A 23822-nucleotide genomic window follows, 5' to 3' on the forward strand; every position below is an offset into this window, starting at 1 on the left:
CCCCTATTGCGCCTGGCTTTTATCAAGCCACCCGATGATTTCCGCCGGGAAATTGGGACGCGAGTTCGCGATACCATTTTCCGCTCTTTTTGATCGTGCGTTCCTGGGTTTCGTAATCGACGTAAACGAGGCCGAACCGCATGCGATAGCCTTCGGCCCATTCGAAATTGTCCATCAGGCTCCAGGCGAAATAGCCCTTCATCGGATAACCATCCGAAACGAGATCCGCCACGACCGAGAGGTGGTCGACATAGTAGTCCAGCCGCGGCTGGTCGTCGATCTGGCCATTCTGCGGCCCCATATTGTAGGCTGCACCGTTCTCGGTCACGTAGCAATCGGGCAGTTCGTAACGACGGTAAAGATCCTCCACCAGCGACTTCATCGCCGGTGCGTAGATTTCCCAACCGATATCCGTCACCTTCTGGCTGACGAAGGGCGCTCCCTGCGTGGCGGGGTAGATCGCCTCCTCCGCCGAATCGTTGGTCACGCGCATCGGCGTGTAATAGTTGAGCCCCCACCAGTCGAGCTTCTGGCTGATGATCGCAAGATCGCCTTCCTCGACCTTGGGCATCCTGTCGCCAAGCGCTTCGATCAGCGATTGCGGATATTCTCCCTTGAACACCGGGCCGAAAAACGCGCCATTGTGGAAATCGAATGCTCGCTCCGCCGCAGCCTTGTCCTGAGGGCTTTCGGAACCGGGAATGACGGAATGGGCATTGAGCACCAGTCCGACGGGCACACTCGGCGTCACGTGCCGAATAGCTTCGACAGCAAGACCATGAGCAAGGTTGGTCGTGTGCATGGCGGCCAGTGCCGCCTCCATGTTGCGCTCTCCCGGCGCGTGCACGCCGTAAAGATGCGAAAGCCATACGGAGCACCACGGCTCGTTGAACGTCGCGACAGCGTCCAGCCGGTCACCAAGCCGGGCCATGACGACCTTAGCGTAACGCTGGAAAGCGTAAGCGGTGGTACGTGCCGTCCAACCCCCATCTCCCATCAGGGAAAGCGGCAGATCCCAGTGATACAGCGTTGCATAGGTCTTGATACCGCGCGCCTTGCAGCCATCGACCAGCCGATCATAGAAATCCAGACCCTTTTCGTTGATGCGGCCGGTGCCTTCCGGAATGATGCGCGGCCAGGCAATCGAGAACCGATAGGCCTCAACGCCCATTTCCTTGATCAGATCGAGATCTTCTTCCAGGCGATTGTAGTGGTTACAGGCGACATCTCCGTTGTCACGGTTGAACACCCGACCCGGCATGTTGGAGAAAGCATCCCAGATCGATGGTTTGCGCCCGTCGGCCTTGGTTGCGCCTTCGATCTGGAAGGCGGCAGTTGCCACGCCGAAGAGAAAGTCACCGGGAAAACGCGCCGCGAAAATCTTCGGATCGGTCATGTGCAAGCTGTCCTCTTTATGATGGCGCATCGGGCAACGGAAATCAGAACTCCCGTCCTGATGATACCGACCTCCATAACAGATATTGCGGCGCTTTGCAGGGGCAACGATGCCGCGCAAGGAGACCCAAACGGACAGCCACAGGTAGCTCAACTGCCCCTCCGAAGACCCGGACGTGCGGAGCGCGCGCACACGCAAAGGTAGATATTTGGCCATCAAAATGAGTGAATAATTCCAAAATGCAATCAATAATACATGCAATTTTAGCGATTAATATTCATATATAGAAAAACATTCTCAATTCAGGCGGAAATCGGGCAAAGTTTAGCCTTTCGATCCTTGAACCTCCAATCCTGCGACGATAGAGCGCGGGTGTCATAGTGACGCTCTCCCGTCTGGGAGGCCTCGCTTGGATTTCAATGGCTGTACCCCTCAGCCACGAAGGAGTGAACAATGAGAGATATTCCGGGCCTGCCGTCCCGTCGAGGTTTCCTGAAAGCCTCGGCGGCGACTGCTGCTATTGCCGGTATCGCCGTTCCGGCCAAGGCCGAACAGAAACCTGAACCCGTCGCCCTCACAGAATACAAACCGGACTGTCTCAAGCCCAGTGAGTGGGTTTTCGTCATGGCAGCGGTAGCAAGACTTATCCCGTCGGACGGCGATGGCCCCGGCGCGATCGAAACGCGCGTTCCCGTCTTCATCGACAAGCAGCTGGCCGGCGATTACGGCAAGGCTTCCGACTGGTACATGGTCGGCCCCTATCAGCCGGCGGCAAGCCCGCTGCGCGGCTGGCAAACGCCTCTCAGCCCGCTGGAAATCTACCAGCAGGCAATCCCGCTCTTCGACGACTGGTGCAAGACCACCCACGGCAAGATCTTTGCCGAGCTGGATGCTGAAACCCAGGACAAGGCTCTGACTTCGCTCCAGAAGGACGAGATGAAGATCAAGCCGGAATTGCGCGAATTTTTCGGCATCCTCTTGGCCAACACCAAGGAAGGATATTTCTCCGACCCGATGTATGGCGGCAACCATGGCATGGCGGCGTGGAAATATATCGGATTCCCAGGCGCCCGCGGCTCCTACAAGGAGTGGGTTGGCAAGCACAACGTCAAGTATCCGCTTGGCCCCGTCTCGATCTCCGGCGAAAGGGGCTAACGATCATGGCACGTACAGAGAAGAAAAAAGACGTTGTTCTGGTCGGCTTCGGCTGGACAGGCGCGATCATGGGCATCGAGCTTGCCAATGAAGGCCTCGAGGTTCTGGCGCTGGAACGCGGTCACGATCAGGCGACCGTTCCCGACTTCCAGTATCCGAACATGATCGACGAGCTGAAATACGGCATCCGTTACGGCATGATGGAAAAGCCGGCCAACACGACGGTCACCATCCGCCGTTCGCTGGACGAAGAGGCCTTGCCCTACCGCAGCCTCGGCACATTCCTGCTCGGCACCGGCGTCGGTGGCGCCGGCACCCACTGGAACGGCCTCAACTGGCGTCCGATGCAGTCGGAATATCGCCTGAAGTCCTACGTGACCGAAAAGTTCGGCGCAGGCGTCATGACGGAAGACATGACGATCCAGGACTACCCGATGACCTATGAAGAGCTCGAGCCGCATTTCGACCGCTTCGAGAAGGTTGCCGGCATTTCCGGCACCGCCGGCAATATCAACGGCAAGATCGTCGAAGGCGGCAACCCGTTCGAAGCACCGCGTTCGGATGAATATCCGATGCCGGCCATGCCTTCGACCTGGGATGGCGTAAAGTTCCGCGACGCTGCCAAGGCTGCAGGCTACCACCCGTTCCCGAGCCCGGGCGGCATCGCCTCCAAGGACTACAAGAACGAATACAACATGCAGATGGGCCCGTGTAACCACTGTGGTTTCTGCGAGCGTTACGGCTGCTACAACTACTCGAAGTCTTCCCCGCAGACGGCCATTATCGATGCCCTGAAGCGCAAGAAGAACTTTGAATATCGCGTCAATTCGGAAGTTCTGCGCGTCGAAAAGTCGACCGACGGCAAGACCGTTACCGGCGTCACCTATTTCGACCACAAGACGGGCGAAGAAGTTTTCCAGCCGGCCGATCTCGTCATCCTGACCGCGTTTGCGCTGAACAACGTCCACCTGATGCTCGTTTCGGGCATTGGCCAGCCTTACGACCCCAACACCAATGAAGGTGTCGTCGGCCGTAACTATGCCTACCAGATCACCGGCGGCTACACGCTGTTCTTCAAGGACGAGAACTTCAACCCGTTCATCGGCACCGGCGCCAACGGCTTCTGCATCGACGATTTCGGCATCGATAATATCGACTTTGCCAAGGAAGGTTTTGTTGGCGGCGCCTACTGGCGTGCCGGCCAGACCAATGGTCAGCCCGGTCACACGATGCCGCTGCCGGCAGGCACCCCAAGCTGGGGCGCGGGCTGGAAGAAGGGCATCGGCGAGTGGTACGGCCATGCGATGAACATCGGCGCCCACGGCTCCGTCATGTCCTATCGTGGCCACTATCTCGACCTCGACCCGACCTACAAGGACCGCCACGGCCGTCCGATGCTGCGCATGACCTATAACTGGCATCCGAACGAAATCCGCCAGACACAGTTCATGAAGCAGAAGATGGAACCGGTCGCCAAGTCGATGAACCCGACGACGTTGCAGGAAGGTTTCAAGAAGGAAGGCGCCATGTTCGACGTCCGTCCTTACCAAACCACCCACAATACCGGCGGCACGGTCACCGGCGACGATCCGAAGACATCGGTTCTGAACCGTTACCTGCAGTCCTGGGATTGCCATAACCTGTTCGTCATGGGTGCCAACACCTTCCCGCAGAACACGCAGTACAACCCGACCGGCATGGTCGGCGGCCTGGCCTACTGGGCGGCGCATCACATCCGCAAGGATTACCTGCCCAATCCGCGTGCGCTGGTGTGAGGAGAGAACCCATGAAGAAACTCATTCGCGTTCTCGGCGTCCTCGTCGTTCTGGGCATCATTGCCCTTCTCGCCTTCATCTTCGTGCCGGTGCAGCGCACCGGCCCGGTCACCCAGCTAGCCGCCGACTTCAAGCCGGCAAAGGGCCAGGGTGAATATGTCATGCGCGCCGGCGACTGCATGGCCTGCCACACCAATGAAGGCGGCAAGCCTTTTGCGGGTGGTCGTGCCATCCAGAGCCCGATGGGCACGATCTGGACCACCAACATCACCCCGGACAAGGAAACCGGCATCGGCAACTGGTCGCTCGACGATTTTCGTGCAGCCCTTTACGATGGCGTTGCTCCGAACGGCACGCATCTCTATCCGGCCATGCCGTACGAGAACTATCGCAAGCTGACGGAAGAAGATGTCGTGGCTCTCTACGACTACTTCATGCATGAGGTACAGCCGGTTTCCAACAAGGTCGAGGAAACCAAGCTCTCCTTCCCGTTCAACATGCGTTTCGGTCTGCGCGCCTGGAACTGGCTGGCAGCCAGCTATCAGGCCGGTTTCAAGCCGGAAGAAGGTCAGGACGAGCAGTTCAACCGCGGCAAATATCTGGTTGAAGGTGCAGCCCACTGCGCCGCCTGCCACAGTCCGCGCACACTGTTCATGTCGCAGGACGGCATCGACAGCTCGTCGAAGGCCTTCCTGACCGGCGGCGAGATCGACGGTTACACCGCTCCTGACCTTCGTGGTCCGGAAAGCGGTCCGCAGAAATGGACCACCGAGCAGACCGCGGCCTATCTCGCGACTGCCCGTAACGCCCATTCTTCTGCAACCGGCGAAATGATGCTGGTCGTGCGCGACTCGCTCCAGTACCTCACGCATGAGGACAACATGGCGATCGCCACCTACCTCAAGAAGATCGGGACCGCGCCGGCAGATGCTTCGGCCGCTGCCGCAAAGCCTGAGGTAACCGAGACGGAAAAGCTGCTGACGGACGCCAAGGCAGATATGCCGCTCGGCCCTCGTCTGTATCTCGACAACTGCGCGGCCTGCCACATCGTCAACGGCAAGGGCGCCGGCGAGACCTTCCCGGAACTCGACGGCAACTCGCTCGTCACGGCAAAATCGCCGAAGGGCCTGATCAGCGTCATCCTCCACGGTGCGGAACTGCCCTCCACGGCAGACCGTCCGATGAAGCTGCGCATGCAGGGTTATGACCAGCGCCTGTCCGACGAAGAAGTCGCGGCTCTCGCAACCTTCCTGCGTCAAGGCTGGCACAACAAGGCACCGAGCGTATCGGCTGCCCAGGTCAAGGCAGTTCGCGAAGCGGCAACACACTGATTGCATCCGGCTCCGCCATCTTAAGGTGGCGGAGCTATTCACCTCGCGTCACGCAACTGTTTCCCGTCACACAGAGACGAGAGAAAACACTTGAAGTGAAGAATTCGGCTTCAACCACGACGAAACCGAAACTCCGCTAATAAACTCTTCACCAACAGACAAAAATAAAGCCGCGGCATCACCCAAATAGGTGATTTATTCATTCTCGATAGCGCCAAATATCCTCACAATTCGAGGAATTGAGTGGCGTGATACTTCGATTACCGAAAAATCTTGTCCAGCCCGGCCTTTTTATAGAATCGGTCGAATGCCCGAGCAGTGAGTTCTCCCGGCGGCGGTTCATGCTCGACTCCGAAGAGGATATGAAGGCAATCCTCCACTCCTCCGCCACAGACATCCTTGTCAGTCGCCAGAAAAGCCGTATCGACGCAACAGCTCTCCTCGAACGCGCGCCGCCGCGTTATGCGAAACTCGCCTCACTCGACAAATCACCGGCAACCGAGACCGACAAGGCGCTCGATGATGCCATGACCAGCATGCGCCAGAGCGTGACGGGCATGGTGTCCGGCAGGGTCGACATGGAGCAGATCACCCAATCGGCGGCATCTGCGCGACGGGCAGTCGAAGCGGCTCCCGATCTGTTCATGCAGGTCACGCGCCTGAAGACCAAGGACAAGGCAACCTATCTCCACTCCGTCTCCGTTGCCGGCTTGATGGCGCAGATGGCAGTCTTGCTGGAGTTCGACGAGGCCCTGGTCGACGAGATCGGCCGCGCCGGCATTCTGCACGACCTGGGCAAGCTGCTTATACCCAATGCTATTCTCAATAAGCCTGGTGAACTGAACGCCGCCGAAAAGCGTGTGATCCGCAACCATCCCGAAATCGGCTATCGCCACATGAAGAAGCTCGGCGGCGTCTCGGATCTCATCCTCGATGTCTGCCGCCTGCATCACGAGGCATTGGATGGCAGCGGTTATCCGCTTGGCCTGAAGGCCGAACAGATCGGCACCGCTGTTCGCATCTGCACCGTCTGCGATGTCTTCGACGCGCTGACCACCGTGCGCCCCTACAAGAAGGCATGGTCGACGACCGAAGCCCTGACCTGGATGTACGACAAGTCCAATCTCTTCGACCGCAAGCTCGTCCTTCGGTTGGGTTCAATGTTCCGTTGAGATTCCAGGCTGATCACGACGATTTCAACCGAGTTGTGTTGCGCTGCAATATTTGGCGAAGGATGAAGCGTTCCATTGGAATCAAATGGAAACACCCATGTTGCAAAACCTCGACCGCTCCCAGCCGTATTTCCTGAGCCTGCTCCGTGCCATCTCCGCATTGGTCCTGTTCAGCTACGGCACCCAGAAGATCCTGCATTTCCCGGCCGCGCAGAGCGTGCCGCCGGTAGGTTCGATGTCCTGGATCGCCGGCATGCTGGAACTGGTGCTCGGCTTCTGCGTACTCATCGGCTTCAAGACCCGTTATGCAGCCTTCGTCCTTTCCGGACTGATGGCCTTCGCCTATTTCATCGGCCATTTTCCGCGCGGTATCTATCCGGCACAAAATGGCGGCGTAGCGGCCATCCTGTTCTGCTTCATTTTCCTCTATATCTTCGCCGCCGGCCCCGGCCCGGTCAGCGTCGATGCCAAGATGAAGAGCAAGTAAAAACGTCGGAAAGGCTGAGGGGCACCCTCAGCCTTTTGTCCGCGCAGGCAATTCCAGTCTACGCGTGATGCCGATCGCATCCAGAAACACTTCGTCATGACTGATGACCAGCAACGCTCCGTCATACGCCGAAAGTCCGCGTTCCACCGTCGCTATCGAATCGAGATCCAGATGATTGGTCGGCTCATCCAGAATGAGCAATGGCGGTGGATTTGCGCCGCCAATCACGCAAGCCAGCCCTGCCCTCAGCAACTGCCCGCCGCTCAGTGTTGAGACCGGCTGCAATGCCGCGTCCGCCCGGAACATGAAGCGGGCCAAAGCCGCCCTGCATGTATTCTCGTCGGCATCCGGGTTGAGGCGACGAAAATTGTCCCGGATCGTCGTCCCCGCCTCGAGCAGGCTGACGGTCTGGTCGAGCAATGCATACTCCGTAAAGACGGACACGGTGCCCTCGGATGGCACGATCGCCCCCGTCATCGCGCGGATCAGCGTCGTTTTGCCGGAACCGTTGGACCCAACGATAGCAACCCGCTCCGGCCCGACCAGATCGAAAGAAACATCTGACAGAACGGGTGGGCCATCGCCATATCCGACACTCGCATGATCGAGCCGCATTACGGTCTTGGCCGCAGGAAGTCCGGTCGAAGCAATATGCACCGAAAACGGCTGGAGGATTTCGATCCTCTGCCTCGCCTCCGCGATCGCTTCGGATGCATGCTGCTTGCGCCGCATCGCCAACCGGGCATTCTCGCCACTCGTGGCCTCGCTTTGCATTTTCAGCCCGCCCGCAACGATCCTGGGCATGTCACCCCGGTCTGCCTTGCGTTTGCCGGCACTATCCTTGCGGGCCTTTCTCTCCGCCTGAACCTGAGCAGTGCGAGCAATCTCATCGAACGTCTTTTCGGCATCAGCAAGATCATGCTGAGCGGCCGCTAGTTCCAGCACCTTGCGCTCCTGAAACCTATTCCAGTTGCCTCCATACCGCCTGGCGCCGATCGTCGTCAGTTCGATGATCGCATCCATGGTTCCAAGAAGCTCACGGTCATGGCTGACCACGATCGCCCCGCCCCTCCAGCGCGACAGAAGATCGATCACCGCTGCACGTCCGTCCCTGTCGAGATTGTTGGTCGGCTCGTCCAGCAGCAAAAAATCCGGCTCGCGAAAGACCAGTGAAGCAAGCCCCGCACGCGTGCGCTGCCCGCCGGAAAGCGTGGCAAGACGTGCCTCGAGCCCGGCATCAAGACCGACTTCGGACAGGGCCGCAGCCACCCGCTCTTCAAGGAGCCAGTCGATGGTTGCGATTTCATCAACCGTCGCACCGCCGGCAACCGCCTTGCCCAGAAGCGCAAGCTCGGTCGTCACGCCAAAAAGATCGGCAACCGTCGCGCTGTCATCGACCTGCACGCTCTGGCGCATCATGCCAATCCGGCCCTGCACGGAAACCGAACCCGTCTGTGGCTGAATGTCCCCGGCGACAAGCCTCAGGATCGTCGTCTTGCCGACACCATTGCGGCCGACAAACCCGGCGCGCTCGGCTGAAAAACTCAGATCGATATTGGAGAAAAGATTGCGGCCGTCAGGCGTGGACCACGAAAGATTGGAAAGTGTGATGGATACAGGCATGGATATGATTTCCCTGGATTGCAAGGCAAAGCGGCGTTGCGATCGAGATGAAATCCATTGCTGCACACATCCTGTTGGTATTGCTGACTAGCCCTTGTCTATCGGCCGAAGCCGACCAAAGCAAGGCGGATGGCAGAACCGGTAAGTTCTACCATCCGTGCTGGAATGCACTCAGAGCTTGACCCAGGCACCGTTCCGTTTCGAAGACGCAACGCAGGCCTCAACGAAGGCGACACCCTTCACCCCGTCATCCACCGTCGGGTAGATCACCGCCTTATCGAGTTTCGTCCCCTTCTTCTTCGCGTGGATGGCACGCGCGGCTTCCGTATAGATCGTCGCGAAAGCTTCGAGATAGCCTTCAGGATGCCCCGACGGGATACGCGACACGCGCCCTGCCGCTGCTCCAGCTCCGGCACCGTTGCGGGTAATCAGCCGCTTCTGGTCCCCGAACGGGGTGAACCACAGATAATTAGGGTTCTCCTGGCTCCACTCCAGCCCGCCCTTTTCGCCATAGACGCGCAGCTTCAAACCGTTCTCGTTGCCCGGTGCCACTTGGCTGCACCAGAGCATGCCTTTCGCCCCTTCGGCAAAACGCAGCATCACATGTGCATTGTCATCCAGCCTGCGGCCCGGCACGAAACTGTCGAGATCGGCAGCAAGGCTTTCGAGCGTAAGCCCGGTGACGAAGGAGGCAAGGTTATAGGCATGCGTGCCGATATCGCCCGTCGAGCCGCCGGCACCGGATTGAGCCGGGTCGGTGCGCCACACCGCCTGTTTCGCACCCGTCTGCTCGGCAGCTTCGGTCAACCAGTCCTGCGCATATTCCACCTGCACCACGCGGATCTTACCGAGATCGCCATTGGCGATCATCTCCCGCGCCTGCCGCACCATCGGATAACCGGTGTAATTATGCGTCAGGATGAACAGCGCATCGCTTTCGTCGGCAAGCTTCTTCAGCTTCTTCGCGTCAGCCAGATTGGATGTCAGCGGCTTGTCGCAGATCACATGGATGCCACGCTTCAGGAATTCCCGCGCCGCTTCGTAATGCACATGGTTGGGCGTGACGATCGACACCGCCTCGATACCGTCCTTCAAACGCGCCTCACGGATCGCCATGTCCTTGTAGGAACCATAGGTGCGCGACGCATCAAGCCCGAGTTCCCGCCCCGAGGCCAAAGCCTTTTCCGGGGTCGACGACAACGCGCCCGCAACAAGCTCGAACTGGTCGTCCAACCTGGCTGCCATGCGATGAACCGCACCGATAAAGGCGCCCGAACCACCGCCCACCATGCCGAGCCTGATCCGCGGCTCGCGCGCATCGTCCTGTTTGCCTTCGATTGCCATGACGTCCCCCTTAAAGCCCCAGCATCCGCCGGTTCGCCGCCTCGTCCGTACCGCCGGCGGCAAAGTCGTCGAATGCGTGTTCGGTGACGCGGATGATATGTGCCTTGACGAATTCGGCACCTTCCCGCGCCCCGTCTTCCGGATGTTTCAGCGCGCATTCCCACTCGACCACGGCCCAGCCGTCAAAATCGTTTGCCGCCATCTTGGAAAAGATCGAACCGAAATCCACCTGACCGTCACCCGGCGAACGGAAGCGGCCGGCGCGGTTCACCCAGCTCTGAAAACCGCCATAAACGCCCTGTCGGCCGGTCGGATTGAATTCCGCGTCCTTGACGTGGAACATCTTGATCCGGTCCTTGTAGATGTCGATGTTGTCGAGATAATCGAGGCATTGCAGCACGTAATGCGACGGATCGTATAGCATGTTGGCGCGCGGATGGTTTTTGACGCGCTCCAGGAACATCTCGAAGGTGATGCCGTCATGCAGGTCCTCGCTCGGATGGATCTCGTAGCACACGTCGACATCGTTTTCGTCGGCATGGTTCAGGATCGGCGTCCAGCGTTTCGCCAGTTCGTCGAAGGCAGTCTCGACCAGACCGGCCGGACGCTGCGGAAACGGATAGAGATACGGCCAGACAAGCGCGCCTGAGAAGGTCGCATGCGCCTTGATGCCGAGATGTTTCGAGGCGGTGATCGCCATCTTCACCTGTTCGACCGCCCATTCCTGACGAGCCTTGGGATTGCCGCGCACTTCCGGCGCTGCAAAACCGTCGAACACCTCGTCATAGGCGGGATGCACAGCCACAAGCTGGCCCTGAAGATGGGTGGAGAGTTCCGTGATCTCGACACCGTTTTCCCGCGCCTTGCCGGCCAGCTCGTCACAATAATCCTTCGAGGTGGAGGCCTTTTTCAGGTCGATCAGCTGGCTCGCCCAGGTCGGCACCTGCACACCGATATAGCCCTTGTCCGCCGCCCATTTGGTGATCCCGTCCCAGCTATTGAACGGCGCTGCATCACCCGCGAACTGCCCGAGAAAGATGCCGGGTCCCTTGATCGTCTTCATGAAAAATACCTCCGCTTATACAATTCAGAACATGGAACGAGCGCGCAGGCTGACAACCATGCGCGCTCGAAAAGGCCGATCAGAACGGCGAGTCGGCGAAATAGAAGCTCTCCGCATTATCCTTGGTGATCAGCGTGGCATCGAGGATGTAGTTGCCGCTCACCGGAACCTGGTCATAGAAATTGCCGGCCGTCAGCTCCATGGCGGTCGCCACCATGGCCGGAGGATAGAGCACGTTGACCGGCATCATCTTGTCGCCATCCATGACCTTCTTGATCATGTCTTTCGAACCGGCACCGCCGATGACATATTTGATGTCGGTACGCTTGGCCTGCTGAATGGCTTCCAGCACGCCGACAGCCATGTCGTCATCCTGGCACCAGACTACGTCGATCTTCGGATATTTGGTGAGATAGTCCTGCATCACGCGAAAAGCGTCGTCGCGGCTCCAGTTGCCGTACTGGCGATCGAGAACCTTCACCTTCGAGCCAGCAATGCCCTTGTCGAAACCGTCCTGGCGCTGCTGATCGATCGGGATCGGCAGTCCGCGAATGATGACGACTTCGGCTTCCGGCGTCGTCTTGGCGATATACTGGCCGGCGACCTCACCAAGCGCCGGGTTGTTACCGGCCACATAGAGATCGCGGATCGTGTTGTCGTTGACGGAAGGCGCGCGGTCGACCAGCGCCACGAACTTGCCGTCATCCTTCACCTGCTGGATGGCCGATACGAGCTGGTCGGGATCGGTCGGCAGGATGACGAGCGCATCGATACCCTGCACGGCCAGATCCTGCACGGCATTCGCCTGGCTTGCCGGGTCGGCCGATGTCTTGACAATGACGTTCAAACCCTTGTGTTCGGCCATCAAAAGCTTGGCCACGCGTTCGGCATGGAAGACCACGCCGGCGGTCCAGCCATGGTCTGCAGCCGGGATGGAAACGCCGATCGTCACCTTCTTTGCCTCCTGGGCAAAAGTCGTCGCCGGCACTGCTAAGGCAAATGCCGTCAGCGCCGCCGCGGCATAGCCCAATAATCTCTTGTGCATGTTCTCTCTCCCAAGGTTTAAGGGGTGATCTCCTCCTGACCGGGCTTAACCCCAGATAGCCCGGCCTATTCGCGAATGCCCCCTTACTTCCGCATCAGCGACCGCTGCACCAGCATGGCAATGATGATGATCGCCCCCTGGATTGCGCCGATCAGATATTCGCTGACGAAGTTGGAAAGCAGCATGATGTTGCCGACGATCTCGAGAATGAAGGCACCGCAAACCGTGCCCCAGATCCGCCCGACACCACCCCTCAATGCCGTGCCGCCAACGACGACCGCCGTGATTGCCTGCAGTTCCCAAAGAATGCCCGTCGTTGCCGAAGTCGAGCCGAGACGCGGCACATAGATGATCACCGCCACCGCCACGCAAAGCCCCTGTACGACGTAGGCAATGGTGCGGACCTTTTGGACGGAGATACCCGAATACCGCGCCACTTCTTCGTTCGAGCCGACGGCGATCAGGTGTCGGCCATAACGTGTGCGATAGAGCACGAAGGCGGCCAGTGCTGCAGTGGCGAAGATGACGATGATCGGGATCGGAATACCGAAGATATCGCCGAAATAGACCGGGCGATAAAGCTGCTGCAGCTCGCGGTCCCGCACGGTTATCGAACCGCCCTGGCTAAGCCAGGTCGTCAATCCGCGATAGATGCCCATGGTTCCGAGCGTGGCAATGAAGGGCTCGATCTTGCCGACGGTCGTGATTAGCCCGTTTGCCAGCCCGCAGGCGGCTCCTAGACCAAGGGCCACCAGCATCGCGGCCACCAGCATTAGCATCGGATCGCCGATCGCACCGGTATTCATGAACAGGATCATCAGGCTCGCCACGAAGGCGACCATTGCCCCGACGGAAAGGTCGAGCCCACCCGACGAGATCACATAGGTTGCGCCGAGTGCGATGATCGCGATGAAGGCGCTGCGGGTGATGACGTTGGTAAGATTTGCGATGGAGACGAAATTCGGATTGGCGAAATATCCGAGCACCAGAAGCAGGGCGAGCGCCACGAATGGCGCAATCGCCGCCATGTCCCAGTCCCGCGATGTCTTCGGCACCCTGGCCGTATCGGTCGTCGCCGCACTCATGCCACCGCTCCTGCATTCACGCCCGTGGCAAGCTCAACGATCTCGTTTTCGGTCATGTGCTCTCCCTGAACCTCACCGACGATCCTCCCCGTCCGCATCACCAGAATGCGATCGCAGATGCCGATCAGTTCCGGCATCTCGGAGGAGACGACAATGATCGACCGCCCCTCTTCGGCCAAGGCCGCGATGAATTTGTAGATCTGTTCCTTGTTGCCGATATCGATGCCGCGCGTCGGCTCGTCGATGATGACGATCTGCGGGTCGAGCATCATCATCTTGGCAAGCAGAAGCTTCTGCTGGTTGCCGCCGGAAAGCTGTCCGGCAAGAATGTTCTTCGTCCCCGTCCGGATATCAAAATCCTCGATCGCCCTGTCCAGAGCTTCGGCCTCGCGTTTCCTGTCGATCTGCAGCCCGCGAATGAATTTTCCAAGCGAGGCAAGTGTCAGGTTGACCCGAAGATCCTTGGTGAGCAGCAGCCCCTTGCCCTTCCGGTCCTCGGAAAGATAGGCGACACCGGCTTTCAGGCTCGAATGCACATCGGTGAATGAGACCGGATGACCATTCAGCACCACCTTGCCCTTGGCCGGCCGCAAACCCACGAGCCCTTCCATCAGCTCGGTGCGTCCGGCGCCGATCAGCCCGGCGAAACCGAGGATCTCGCCTTTCCGAAGCGTGAAACCGGCGTCGCGCGCAAAACCCGGGACGTCGAACCCTTCAACCTCGAGCACCGCCTGACGCACCTCGGCCGCATGCCGGTCGGGATAAAGCTTGGCAACATCGCGCCCCACCATCAGCCGCGCCATATCCGCCGGCTGAAGGTCCGCCGCATCATGCGAACCGACAAGCCGCCCGTCACGCAGAACGGTGACACGGTCGGCAATCTCCTTCACTTCCGGCAGCCGGTGCGAGATGTAGAGCACGCCGACACCCTTGGCGCGGATATCGCGAATGACCTTCAGCAATGCCTCGGTCTCATGCGGCGTCAGTGATGCTGTCGGTTCGTCGAAGATGACGATCCGGTGCGGTACCAAAAGCACGCGGGCGATCTGCACCAGCTGACGCTGGGCGATGGAAAGCCGCGAGACAATCGTATCCGGATCGATATATCCGCCGAGATCGACGATCGCCTGCCGTGCACCGGAACGCATCGCCTGATCGTCGACGACCAGTCCCTTCCTCAGCTCACGACCGAGATAGATGTTCTGCGCCACCGTCAGGTCGGGGGAGAGCAGTATCTCCTGATGCACCAGCACGATACCGTGGTCTTCCGCATCCACCGGACCGGAGAAACTCACCGCAGCGCCATCGATCCTGATCTCGCCGCGCGTCGGCTGATGATTGCCGGCAAGGATCTTCATCAATGTCGATTTGCCGGCGCCGTTCTCACCGATGATCGCATGCACCTCGCCGGCGCGAACGGTGAGTGAAATATCCTTCAGGACCTCGATGATCCCGAACGTCTTCGAAAGGCCGCTGGCTTCGAGCAGCGGCGGACTTATGGATGAATCAACGGTTGCGGGGGATACAGTCATCCACCCGACCTCAAATTCACGAGCGTCGTGAAACGGCCGCCATGCGACACGCCCCCAACGCCTGCCTCCTCGCAAGCGATGTGGTGCACCTGAAATCCTCCCTGTATTTCAGGCTATCCAAGAATATGAGGTACGTAAAGCAGAATTGAACGTCAACTCTACGTCATTACTCGGAACGTCTGAAGGTCCCGACCTTGGCCATTACCTCGCCGGGGATCTGATAATCCTTCGCCACATCGGGACCATTGCTCAAACCGCACAACTCGCGCTGGACAAAAAGCCCCCAGACGGCTTCGGCAGCATCCTGCAAGAGATCCAGACGCTTTGCCTCAGCCTTGCCGGCATGATCGGCATCCCATTTCCGAAGCTTTTCAAGGCTGGCCTCCACCTGCCGTCCATTTCGCCCCAGTGCGCTCGCACGCTCCTCGACGATCTCGTATTCCAGGGCGCTCAATCCGCTCTGAAGCGATGGCGAGCCGAAGAATTGCGGTGCACGAACTGACATGAAGATCTCCTTGATGTTTGCCGCACGGTTCTAGCCGACCGCTTGCCGCCCCGATAATGCGCCATGTCAAAACGCGGCCCAAGCCCGGCTTCAACTCTGCGTTATGAAAAGTTGAGCGCAAAAGTTGCGCGACCTTTCCGCTCAGGCCGTCTTGATGAAATCGATGAAAGCCCTGAGCGGCGCCGGCACCAGCCGACGGCCGGGATAATAGAGAAACGGCCCTGAAAATTCAGGCCACCAATCCTCCAGCACCGGCTCCAGCGCCCCGCTGTCTATATATGGGCGCAGCCAATCCTCGAATAACGTGACGATGCCCGCTCCCGCCTTGGCGCAATCGACCGCCAGATCGACGCCGCCGCCTGTCTGTACGATCAGCGCGGCGGGCGGATCGATCAGCACCGTCTCTCCGTTCCGTTCGAATTCCCAATCCGGCATCGAGCCACTGGCGAAACGATTGCGGATACAGGCATGCTCCATCAGCTCGCGCGGATGTGTGGGCCGGCCGCGCCGATCGAGATAATCCTTCGAGGCAACAGCAGCGAACCGCTGGGTACGCGGGCCGATCGGCACTGCGATCATGTCCTGCGCCAGCCGCTCGTCATAACGGATACCGGCATCGCAGCCGGCGGCGATCACGTCGACAAAACTGTCCTCGATCATCAGCTCCAGCCGGATATCCGGATAGGAGGCCAGAAACCGCGGCACGATCGACGGCAAGACCAGCCGCGCCGCGCTGACCGGCACGTTCAGCTTCAGCACACCCGCAGGCCGCTCGCGAAACCCGTTGACCACATCGAGCGCCGCTTCCATTTCCGCCAGCGCCGGCGCCAGCCGGTCGATAAGCCCCTGCCCCGCCTCGGTCGTCGCCACGCTGCGTGTCGTCCGGTTGAGCAGCCGCACGCCAAGCTGCGTTTCCAGCCGCCGCACGGCATCGCTCAATCCCGATGCACTGCCACCGCTGATACGCGCCCCCTCGCGAAATCCGCCGGCCCGCGCCACGGTGAGGAAGGCCTGCAGATCGCTGATTTCCACACCCATGAAATATGCTTTCTATTGTCCGCTTTAGCGTACAGACTATCCGAATTGTGCAGACTTATAAAGGGAACGCCCGCGCGCTATTTCCATTTCACCGAAGATCACGAACAACTGGCGATCAGCAAAAGGAGCATCCCCATGTCCGATACGAGCACATTCGATCTCGCAAAATCCGGCACGTTCAAGATGGGCAGCCATACGGTCAAGCGCATCGGCTACGGCGCCATGCAGCTCGCCGGCCCGGGCGTTTTCGGACCGCCGAAGGATCGCGCCGCCGCCGTCGCCGTCCTGCGCGCCGCCATTGAAGCCGGCGTCGACCATATCGACACCAGCGATTTCTACGGCCCGCATGTAACTAACCAGATAATCAAAGAGGCGCTGCATCCCTATCCGGGCGATCTAACCATCGTCACCAAGGTTTCGGCAAAACGCGGCCCGAATGCCGAATGGGTGCCGGCCATGTCTAAAGAGGAACTGACCGCCGCCGTCCACGACAATCTCCGCAATCTCGACCTCGATGTCATCGATATCGTCAACTTCCGCTCGATGCATGGCATTCACGGCCCGGCGGAAGGATCGATTGAGGAGCAGGTGACGGTGCTGGCCGATCTGCAGCGTCAGGGACTCATCCGCCATATCGGCGTCTCGAATGTCACACCGACCCAGATCGCCGAAGCACGCAAGATCACCGAGATCGTCTGCGTCCAGAACCAGTACAATCTCGCCCACCGCGAAGACGACGCGCTCATCGATCAGCTTGCCAGGGAAGGTACCGCATACGTGCCTTTCTTCCCGCTCGGCGGTTTCTCGCCGCTGCAGTCCTCGACGCTTTCGGATGTCGCTGCCCGTCTGAATGCCACGCCGATGCAGGTCGCCCTCGCCTGGCTGTTGCAGCGCTCGCCGAACATCCTTCTCATCCCCGGCACCTCGTCGGTGGGACATTTGAAGGAAAATCTGGCAGCCGGAGAACTGGAACTGCCGGAAGACGCACTTGCCGAGCTGGAAGGCATTGCCGGCAAGAAAGCCGCCTGAGAACGAGACGCCGCACCCGCAGGTGCGGCGTCTCTCCGCAAGCGGCCTGCCGCAGACGGCGTCAGCTGCCCTAATCTATTCCGCCGTATTTTGTGCGGCTCAGAAGCTGAAATTCCCGATTGGGTCCGATGCGATAGGTTTCGGAGTAACTATAGCCGTCACTCTGGAACTGATGCGTCAACAGGCTGCCGATCGGCGCCTTCTTGAGCTTCGTTTTCGGCTGTGTTGGATAGATCAGGCTGCCCGGTATCGGCTCCAGGCTGAATGCCGGGAAAGGCTGCCCAAGGACGAGACATGCGATCACAGGTATGGCAACAGCTCTTCTCATGGTCGGCTCCTTTGAACAAGGCTCCGAAACCGGGAAGGCTTCCACCCGATCTCAGCAGCCATTCACTGAAGTTTGGGTCGAAAAGAGCATAATTATCATCCTGGAATGCCGTTGCTGCAACAGAAAGCTTGGCCCGTTTTGAACAGCATATGGCCCGGCGATTTGCCACCGGGCCATATGTCGGTTTGTTCCGGTCAAGCCTGTAATCAGACGTATCTGTTGACGACGTTTTCCAGATATTCCTGGCGACCAGACTTCGGTTCCGGATTGATGTTTTCGCGCTCCACCTTTGCGGCGATCTCTTCGAGCTTCAACTCGCCGCGCAGCATCTTCTGTGCGTCGGCACTGTCCCACTTCGCATAACGATCGCTGAGCGGCTTGGACAGCGCGCCGTCTTCCACCATCTTTGCCGCCGCTTTCAGGCCGCGGGCGCAGCAATCCATGCCGCCGATATGACCGATCAGTAGGTCGGCCGGATCGATCGACTGGCGACGCAGCTTGGCATCGAAGTTCGTACCGCCGGTGGTGAACCCGCCTGCCAGCAGCACCTGGTAATAGGCCAGTGCCATTTCCGGTACGTTGTTGGGGAACTGGTCGGTATCCCAACCGGACTGGTAGTCGTTACGGTTCATATCGATCGAACCGAAGATGCCATGCGCGTTCGCGAGCGCCAGTTCATGCTCGAACGTGTGGCCGGCAAGGATCGCATGGCCCTGCTCGATATTCATCTTCACTTCGTTTTCGAGACCATACTTCTTCAGGAAGCCGTAAACGGTCGCGACGTCATAGTCGTACTGATGCTTGGTCGGCTCCTGCGGCTTCGGCTCGACCAGGATCTGGCCCTTGAAGCCGATCTTGTACTTGTATTCGACGACGAGATGCAGCATCCGCGCCATCTGGTCGAATTCACGCTTCAGATCGGTATTGAGCAGCGTCTCGTAACCTTCGCGACCGCCCCAGAGAACATAGTTCTCACCACCGAGCTTCATCGTCGCGTCCATGCAGGTCTTGATGGTCGCAGCCGAATAGGCAAACACATCCGGATCCGGATTGGTCGAAGCGCCCGACATGAAGCGACGATTGGAGAACAGGTTCGCCGTACCCCAAAGCAGCTTTACGCCGGTCTCTTCCTGTTTCTTGGCGAAGTAATCGACGATCTCGTTGAGGTTTTTCGTGTTCTCGGCAAAGGTCTTGCCTTCCGGGCGCACGTCGGCATCGTGGAAGCAATAATAAGGCGCACCGAGCAGCGAGAACATTTCAAACGCGACATCGGCCTTCAGCTTGGCCTTGTCCATTTCGCCATCATACCAGGGACGATCGAATGTGCGACCACCGAAGGGATCGCCGCCCTCCCAGGCGAACGAATGCCAGTAGGCGATGGCGAAGCGCAGATGATCTTCCATCCGCTTGCCCGCAACGATCTCGTCCGGGTTGTAGAAACGATAGGCAAGCGGATTGGTGCTGTCCGGCCCCTCGTATTTGATCTTGGAAATATCGCCAAAAAATCCTGTACCCATATGTGTTTCCTCCTTGGAAAGCCTTCTCTAAACTCAAATTGAGGTACGTACCTCATTAAGGGCCGAAATACACTTATTCCGGCCCGGTCTTTAGGGAGAGGTTTCCCTCTCCCTGATCAGATCAACCGGCAATCGCCCGGATTGCCGGATAGGCGGCGCGGTAACGCGAATAGGCAGCCTCATAGGCATCAGACAACGCCGTCACCGGCTCGATAGTCGCCTCCGTCTTCGGGGCGGAGCAGACCGAAACCGGATCGGCACCCGTTGCCGCAATCAGGCCGAGGCGCGCAGCACCAAAGGCCGCACCGAAATCTCCGTCAGCCGGAATATCGACCGGAACGCCAAGCGAGGTGGCGATCGAAGACAGCCAGTAACGCGAGCGCGAACCGCCACCGATTGCAGTTACGCGAGAAATCGAGGTTCCTGCAGATTTCAACGCCTCAAGATTGTCGCGGATCGCGAATGTCACGCCTTCAAGCACTGCCTGCGTCAGCACGGCGCGGCTTGACTCGTGTTCGAGGCCGATAAAGGCGCCGCGAATAACGGCATCATTATGCGGCGTGCGTTCACCGGAAAGATAAGGCAGGAAGGTAACCCCGGTCGGTGCCTTGAGCGTTTCGCCAAGTTCTCCGGAAAGCTCGGCCGCAGACTTGCCCATCACCTTCGCATGCCAGTTGATCGCATCGGCCGCGGAAAGAATGACACCCATCTGGTGCCATGTCTTCGGCAGCGCGTGGCAGAAGGCGTGAACGGCGCTTTCCGGCTTCGGCAGATAGGAACCGTTGGCGGCAAACAGCACGCCGGACGTGCCGAGCGACACGAAAGCCTGACCTTCCTTCACCGTACCCATGCCGCAGGCCGAAGCGGCATTGTCGCCTGCCCCGCCGGCCACGACGACATCGCCGGAAATACCCCATTTGGATTTCAGTTCACCGCGCAGCTTGCCGGCCTGATCGGTCCCCTCGACAAGGGACGGCATTTGAGCTTCGGAAAGATCTGTCGCGGCGAGTAGTTCGGACGACCATTTGCGCGCGCCCGTGTCGAGCCAGGAAGTACCGGCCGAATCCGACATTTCGGAAATGTACTCACCCGTCAGCCAGAGACGCAGATAGTCCTTCGGCAACAGCACCTTGGCGACCTTGGCAAAGATCTCCGGCTCGTTTTTCTTGACCCAGGCCAGCTTTGGCGCGGTGAAGCCCGGAAACACGATATTGCCAGTGATCGCCCGGAAACGCGGATCGGCATCGAGTTCCGCCGCCTCATGGAAGGAACGCGTATCGTTCCACAAAATACACGGCCGCAGCACCTTGTCATCCGCATCGAGCAGCGTCGCACCGTGCATCTGCCCGGAAAGACCGATGCCCTTCACCGCCGAAAGCTCTGTCGGATGGGCAGCCTTGAGGCCTGCGATCGCCTCCTCGCAAGCGCGAACCCAATGCGCCGGATCCTGTTCCGACCAGCCGGAATGCGGGCGCGAAACCTCAAGCGCACCGCTCGCCGAGCCGATGATCGTCTGGTCGCCGTCGATCAGCATCGCTTTGACGCCGGAGGTGCCGAGATCGAGACCGAGATACATGTATTGTCCTTTCATCCAGCCTTCAGGGCATGTTGTCCTTCAGGAATATGTCGATACGGATACGCTCCTGCGCGGCAATCACCGACAGGCCCTCAACCTTGCCCTTCAGCACGCGGATCGCGCTGCGAACCTCGTGGCCGGCATCCTGGTTGAGCACGGCATCAATGAGATCATGAGAAAGTGCTGCACGCGTCGTTGCGGTCAACTCATGCGCAACGACCACAGGCCGCGCCTCGCGGGCGACCTCGCGCAGCGCATGCAACATCCCGCGATTACCTGCGCCAAGGCTGTAAAGGCCGATAATATCAGGATAACGCCCCAACGCTGCCGAAACGACTTCGGCCGTAAGCGCCGGATTATCCCGCGCTTCCATCACCGGCAATACGTCGAGCCGCGCAAAACTCTCGCCCATGACCGCCAGGAACCCTTCCAGCCGTTCACGGTGGTCGCGCACCAGCATGGACCCGGCAATGACGGCGATCCTGCCGTCGCGCCCACCGGTGAACCGGCCGAGCAAATTGGCGGCCGTGCGTCCCGCCGCATGATTGTCGATACCGGCGAAATGGTCCCGTTCAGATCCGGGAAGATCGGATACCAGAGTGACAACCGCAATGCCGGCGTCCTTCAGCCCTGCCACTGCGGCATGCACTTCGAGCCCCTCGACGGCGACGAAGGCAACGCCATCAGGCCTGTCGGGAACGATATGATTGAGCGCGTCTGCCAATGCGGCGGCATCGAATGGCGGAACTTCCACGATACGAATTTGGGTGCGTTCCGCGCCGGACCGCGAGATTGCGGCATGCACCTCGTCGCGAATCCCGATCATGAAGGAATTGTCGTAATTCGGCAGCACGAAGACGAAGGAATAGGTCCGTCCCTTGGCCAGATTGGCCGCCGCCACATCGCGCACGTAACCGAGACTGGAGATCGCCTGCTCGACACGCTCGCGAGTAACGTGCCTCACACCGGGCCGACCATTGAGAACGCGATCGACCGTCGCTAGGCTGACGCCTGCGCTACGCGCGATATCATGGACGGTGGGCTTCATGAATTCCTCCGTGAAGCGTCCTATCGCAGTTTCTGAGGTACGTAAATCAGAAAATCGTCGCGTCTCGCACATGCGATTGAAAAGGGGCCATCGCTGCATGGCGATAGCCCCTTTCGGCGGTGGTTTCCTGAAATTCCTGAGACGATCAGTGACCGCCGCCACTTCGCCCTGTGATCTGCGGCGAAGGTTTTTCGATCATCGCGACACCCAGCACCATCAGCCCGAACAATACGGTGAGGATCAGGAAGACGTCGCTGAATGACATGACGACGGCCTGCTGCGTAACGAGATTGACCATCTGCCGGATCGCGCCGGTGGCACCGTCCAGCCCGGCTGCGTTGAGATTGGAGGTCATGCTGTTCAACTGGTCGACAGCGGTCGGGTTGCCCCAGTCGAGATGTTCGCGAAGCCGCTCGTAATGCACGTCCTGACGATTGGAGAGCACGGTGCTGATGATAGCCAGCCCCACGGCGCCACCGAGGTTACGCGTCAGGTTGAACAGGCCCGACGCCCCGCGAATACGGGCGGGCGGCAGCGTGCCGAGCGCGATATTGTTAATCGGCACCATGCACATCATCAGGCCGAAACCGCGCAGAATCTGCGGAATGAACAGCTCGTAAAAGTCCCAGTCCACGGTGATCCCGGTCATGATGTAGGTACCGGCACCGAAGCTGACGAAGCCCAGCACCATCATCGCTCTCAGATCCATGATCGTCGACAGCTTGCCGGCGATCGGCGCGGTGAAGAACATCGCCAGACCGGAGACGAACATCGTCTCGCCGATCATCAGGCTGTCATAGTCGCGAACGCGGCTCAGATAGACCGGATAGATATAAGTCAGCCCGTACAGCCCGATCCCCATCACGAAAGAGAAGATCGAGCCGAGCGCGAAGTTTCGGTTTGCAAAAGCTGTCAGGTCCACGACCGGGAACTCAACCGTGAATGCCCGATAGAAGAACACCATGGCGCCGACAGCCGAAGCGATCGCGCCGATGACGATCAGGTGGTCATTGAACCAGTCGTTGGAATTGCCCTCTTCGAGCACATATTCCAGTGCCCCGAGGAACACGCCCATGGAAAAGAGGCCCCACCAGTCGAACTTCTTGAAAAGCGAAAGCTCCGGCTTGTCGAAGTCGATGAAGTTCCACGCGACGATCGTGACGATGATGCCCGGGACGATATTGACCAGAAACAGCCAGTGCCAGGAAAACGCATGCGAAAGATACCCGCCGACGGTCGGACCGATGGTCGGCGCAAGCGTCGCGATAAGCCCGATGATCGGAGAGACGATGGCCCGCTTCGAGGGCGGGAATATGGTGAAGGCAGCGGCGAATACCGAGGGGATCATGCCGCCGCCGATAAAACCCTGAATGGCGCGGTAGACGATCATCTGGTCGATATTCGTCGCCGTGGCGCAGAGCGCGCTCGCAATCGTGAAACCTGCAGCAGAAGCAGCGAAGAGATAGCGTGTCGATATGATCCGCGCGAGCGTGCCCGACAGCGGGATCATGATCACTTCCGCGATCAGATAGGATGTCTGCACCCAGCCGATCTCGTCCGAACCGGCGGAAAGTCCGGCCTGGATTTCCGACAGCGAAGCCGAGACGATCTGGATATCGAGGATCGACATGAACATGCCGAGAACCATGGCGAAGAAAGCGATCAGCTTTCTCCGATCCATTGGCTCGTCTGCCGGCATGGAAGCGGCCGGCACTGATCCTGCAGTTGTTGTTGCGCTCCCAGCCATGGGACCACCTCCGCCCTTCGGTCAGG

At 59.3% G+C, this 23822-nt stretch carries 20 protein-coding genes; 6 read left to right on the top strand and 14 right to left on the bottom strand.

What is annotated here, in order from left to right:
- Positions 1–22: 22 nt before the first annotated feature.
- A complete protein-coding gene (locus HNQ72_RS06665) occupies positions 23–1396 on the bottom strand; it encodes a GH1 family beta-glucosidase (RefSeq protein WP_183990690.1) in 1374 nt (457 codons plus the stop codon).
- A gap of 453 nt (positions 1397–1849) precedes the next feature.
- Here HNQ72_RS06665 and HNQ72_RS06670 point away from each other — a divergent pair, with 453 nt between their 5' ends.
- From HNQ72_RS06670 to HNQ72_RS06690, 5 genes are all read left to right on the top strand, one after another.
- Entirely contained in the window at positions 1850–2551 is a 702-nt protein-coding gene (locus HNQ72_RS06670; protein ID WP_183990691.1) for a gluconate 2-dehydrogenase subunit 3 family protein, read from the top strand.
- Positions 2552–2556: 5 nt separating this feature from the next.
- The gene (locus HNQ72_RS06675; protein WP_183990693.1) at positions 2557–4326 is read left to right on the top strand and encodes a GMC family oxidoreductase; all 1770 of its coding nucleotides are present in this window, start codon (positions 2557–2559) and stop codon (positions 4324–4326) included.
- Between the two features lie 11 nt (positions 4327–4337).
- Positions 4338–5657, top strand: a complete 1320-nt coding sequence (locus HNQ72_RS06680) for a cytochrome c (RefSeq protein WP_183990696.1) — start codon at positions 4338–4340, stop codon at positions 5655–5657.
- 248 nt (positions 5658–5905) lie between these two features.
- Positions 5906–6829 (top strand): HD-GYP domain-containing protein, encoded by a 924-nt coding sequence (locus HNQ72_RS06685; protein ID WP_343061344.1) that lies wholly within the window; start codon positions 5906–5908, stop codon positions 6827–6829.
- A 97-nt stretch (positions 6830–6926) separates the two neighbouring features.
- Positions 6927–7316, top strand: a complete 390-nt coding sequence (locus HNQ72_RS06690) for a DoxX family protein (RefSeq protein ID WP_183990699.1) — start codon at positions 6927–6929, stop codon at positions 7314–7316.
- A 27-nt stretch (positions 7317–7343) separates the two neighbouring features.
- On the opposite strand, the gene HNQ72_RS06695 is transcribed toward HNQ72_RS06690, so the two are convergent.
- The 8 genes from HNQ72_RS06695 to HNQ72_RS06730 form a co-directional block, all read right to left on the bottom strand.
- A complete protein-coding gene (locus HNQ72_RS06695) occupies positions 7344–8939 on the bottom strand; it encodes an ABC-F family ATP-binding cassette domain-containing protein (protein ID WP_183990701.1) in 1596 nt (531 codons plus the stop codon).
- A gap of 171 nt (positions 8940–9110) precedes the next feature.
- Positions 9111–10283, bottom strand: coding sequence for a Gfo/Idh/MocA family protein (locus tag HNQ72_RS06700; protein WP_183990703.1), 1173 nt, complete (start codon positions 10281–10283; stop codon positions 9111–9113).
- A 10-nt stretch (positions 10284–10293) separates the two neighbouring features.
- A complete protein-coding gene (locus HNQ72_RS06705; RefSeq protein ID WP_183990705.1) occupies positions 10294–11346 on the bottom strand; it encodes a sugar phosphate isomerase/epimerase family protein in 1053 nt (350 codons plus the stop codon).
- A 79-nt stretch (positions 11347–11425) separates the two neighbouring features.
- Entirely contained in the window at positions 11426–12391 is a 966-nt protein-coding gene (locus HNQ72_RS06710) for a substrate-binding domain-containing protein (protein WP_183990707.1), read from the bottom strand.
- A gap of 83 nt (positions 12392–12474) precedes the next feature.
- Positions 12475–13476, bottom strand: a complete 1002-nt coding sequence (locus HNQ72_RS06715; protein ID WP_183990709.1) for an ABC transporter permease — start codon at positions 13474–13476, stop codon at positions 12475–12477.
- The gene (locus tag HNQ72_RS06720) at positions 13473–15008 is read right to left on the bottom strand and encodes a sugar ABC transporter ATP-binding protein (RefSeq protein ID WP_183990711.1); all 1536 of its coding nucleotides are present in this window, start codon (positions 15006–15008) and stop codon (positions 13473–13475) included. Before HNQ72_RS06720 ends, HNQ72_RS06715 begins: the two co-directional genes overlap by 4 nt.
- Before the next feature lie 166 nt (positions 15009–15174).
- Positions 15175–15513, bottom strand: a complete 339-nt coding sequence (locus HNQ72_RS06725; protein WP_183990713.1) for a DUF6665 family protein — start codon at positions 15511–15513, stop codon at positions 15175–15177.
- Between the two features lie 141 nt (positions 15514–15654).
- A complete protein-coding gene (locus HNQ72_RS06730; RefSeq protein ID WP_183990715.1) occupies positions 15655–16551 on the bottom strand; it encodes a LysR family transcriptional regulator in 897 nt (298 codons plus the stop codon).
- 135 nt (positions 16552–16686) lie between these two features.
- Here HNQ72_RS06730 and HNQ72_RS06735 point away from each other — a divergent pair, with 135 nt between their 5' ends.
- Positions 16687–17580 (top strand): aldo/keto reductase family oxidoreductase, encoded by an 894-nt coding sequence (locus tag HNQ72_RS06735; RefSeq protein ID WP_183990717.1) that lies wholly within the window; start codon positions 16687–16689, stop codon positions 17578–17580.
- 70 nt (positions 17581–17650) lie between these two features.
- Here HNQ72_RS06735 and HNQ72_RS06740 read toward each other — a convergent pair whose 3' ends face one another.
- The 5 genes from HNQ72_RS06740 to HNQ72_RS06760 all read right to left on the bottom strand — a co-directional run bounded on the left by HNQ72_RS06740 (position 17651) and on the right by HNQ72_RS06760 (position 23796).
- Positions 17651–17908, bottom strand: coding sequence for a hypothetical protein (locus HNQ72_RS06740; protein WP_183990719.1), 258 nt, complete (start codon positions 17906–17908; stop codon positions 17651–17653).
- A gap of 206 nt (positions 17909–18114) precedes the next feature.
- Entirely contained in the window at positions 18115–19425 is a 1311-nt protein-coding gene (gene xylA, locus HNQ72_RS06745; protein WP_183990721.1) for a xylose isomerase, read from the bottom strand.
- Positions 19426–19546: 121 nt separating this feature from the next.
- Entirely contained in the window at positions 19547–21001 is a 1455-nt protein-coding gene (gene xylB / locus HNQ72_RS06750; protein ID WP_183990723.1) for a xylulokinase, read from the bottom strand.
- A gap of 22 nt (positions 21002–21023) precedes the next feature.
- A complete protein-coding gene (locus HNQ72_RS06755) occupies positions 21024–22049 on the bottom strand; it encodes a LacI family DNA-binding transcriptional regulator (RefSeq protein ID WP_183990725.1) in 1026 nt (341 codons plus the stop codon).
- A gap of 145 nt (positions 22050–22194) precedes the next feature.
- Positions 22195–23796 carry a DHA2 family efflux MFS transporter permease subunit gene (locus HNQ72_RS06760; RefSeq protein ID WP_183990726.1) on the bottom strand — a complete coding sequence of 534 codons (1602 nt, stop codon included), beginning with the start codon at positions 23794–23796 and terminating at the stop codon, positions 22195–22197.
- Between the last annotated feature and the right edge of the window lie 26 nt (positions 23797–23822).

This window comes from Aliirhizobium wenxiniae (assembly GCF_014201355.1).
Taxonomy (GTDB): Bacteria; Pseudomonadota; Alphaproteobacteria; order Rhizobiales; family Rhizobiaceae; genus Neorhizobium; species Neorhizobium wenxiniae.

What these genes read in the sequence shown, in the direction of transcription:
- HNQ72_RS06665 (WP_183990690.1), bottom strand. Translation starts at nt 1,396, where the DNA reads ATGACCGATCCGAAGATTTTCGCGGCGCGTTTTCCCGGTGACTTTCTC.
- HNQ72_RS06670 (WP_183990691.1), top strand. Translation starts at nt 1,850, where the DNA reads ATGAGAGATATTCCGGGCCTGCCGTCCCGTCGAGGTTTCCTGAAAGCC.
- HNQ72_RS06675 (WP_183990693.1), top strand. Translation starts at nt 2,557, where the DNA reads ATGGCACGTACAGAGAAGAAAAAAGACGTTGTTCTGGTCGGCTTCGGC.
- HNQ72_RS06680 (WP_183990696.1), top strand. Translation starts at nt 4,338, where the DNA reads ATGAAGAAACTCATTCGCGTTCTCGGCGTCCTCGTCGTTCTGGGCATC.
- HNQ72_RS06690 (WP_183990699.1), top strand. Translation starts at nt 6,927, where the DNA reads ATGTTGCAAAACCTCGACCGCTCCCAGCCGTATTTCCTGAGCCTGCTC.
- HNQ72_RS06695 (WP_183990701.1), bottom strand. Translation starts at nt 8,939, where the DNA reads ATGCCTGTATCCATCACACTTTCCAATCTTTCGTGGTCCACGCCTGAC.
- HNQ72_RS06700 (WP_183990703.1), bottom strand. Translation starts at nt 10,283, where the DNA reads ATGGCAATCGAAGGCAAACAGGACGATGCGCGCGAGCCGCGGATCAGG.
- HNQ72_RS06705 (WP_183990705.1), bottom strand. Translation starts at nt 11,346, where the DNA reads ATGAAGACGATCAAGGGACCCGGCATCTTTCTCGGGCAGTTCGCGGGT.
- HNQ72_RS06710 (WP_183990707.1), bottom strand. Translation starts at nt 12,391, where the DNA reads ATGCACAAGAGATTATTGGGCTATGCCGCGGCGGCGCTGACGGCATTT.
- HNQ72_RS06715 (WP_183990709.1), bottom strand. Translation starts at nt 13,476, where the DNA reads ATGAGTGCGGCGACGACCGATACGGCCAGGGTGCCGAAGACATCGCGG.
- HNQ72_RS06720 (WP_183990711.1), bottom strand. Translation starts at nt 15,008, where the DNA reads ATGACTGTATCCCCCGCAACCGTTGATTCATCCATAAGTCCGCCGCTG.
- HNQ72_RS06725 (WP_183990713.1), bottom strand. Translation starts at nt 15,513, where the DNA reads ATGTCAGTTCGTGCACCGCAATTCTTCGGCTCGCCATCGCTTCAGAGC.
- HNQ72_RS06730 (WP_183990715.1), bottom strand. Translation starts at nt 16,551, where the DNA reads ATGGGTGTGGAAATCAGCGATCTGCAGGCCTTCCTCACCGTGGCGCGG.
- HNQ72_RS06735 (WP_183990717.1), top strand. Translation starts at nt 16,687, where the DNA reads ATGTCCGATACGAGCACATTCGATCTCGCAAAATCCGGCACGTTCAAG.
- HNQ72_RS06740 (WP_183990719.1), bottom strand. Translation starts at nt 17,908, where the DNA reads ATGAGAAGAGCTGTTGCCATACCTGTGATCGCATGTCTCGTCCTTGGG.
- xylA (WP_183990721.1), bottom strand. Translation starts at nt 19,425, where the DNA reads ATGGGTACAGGATTTTTTGGCGATATTTCCAAGATCAAATACGAGGGG.
- xylB (WP_183990723.1), bottom strand. Translation starts at nt 21,001, where the DNA reads ATGTATCTCGGTCTCGATCTCGGCACCTCCGGCGTCAAAGCGATGCTG.
- HNQ72_RS06755 (WP_183990725.1), bottom strand. Translation starts at nt 22,049, where the DNA reads ATGAAGCCCACCGTCCATGATATCGCGCGTAGCGCAGGCGTCAGCCTA.
- HNQ72_RS06760 (WP_183990726.1), bottom strand. Translation starts at nt 23,796, where the DNA reads ATGGCTGGGAGCGCAACAACAACTGCAGGATCAGTGCCGGCCGCTTCC.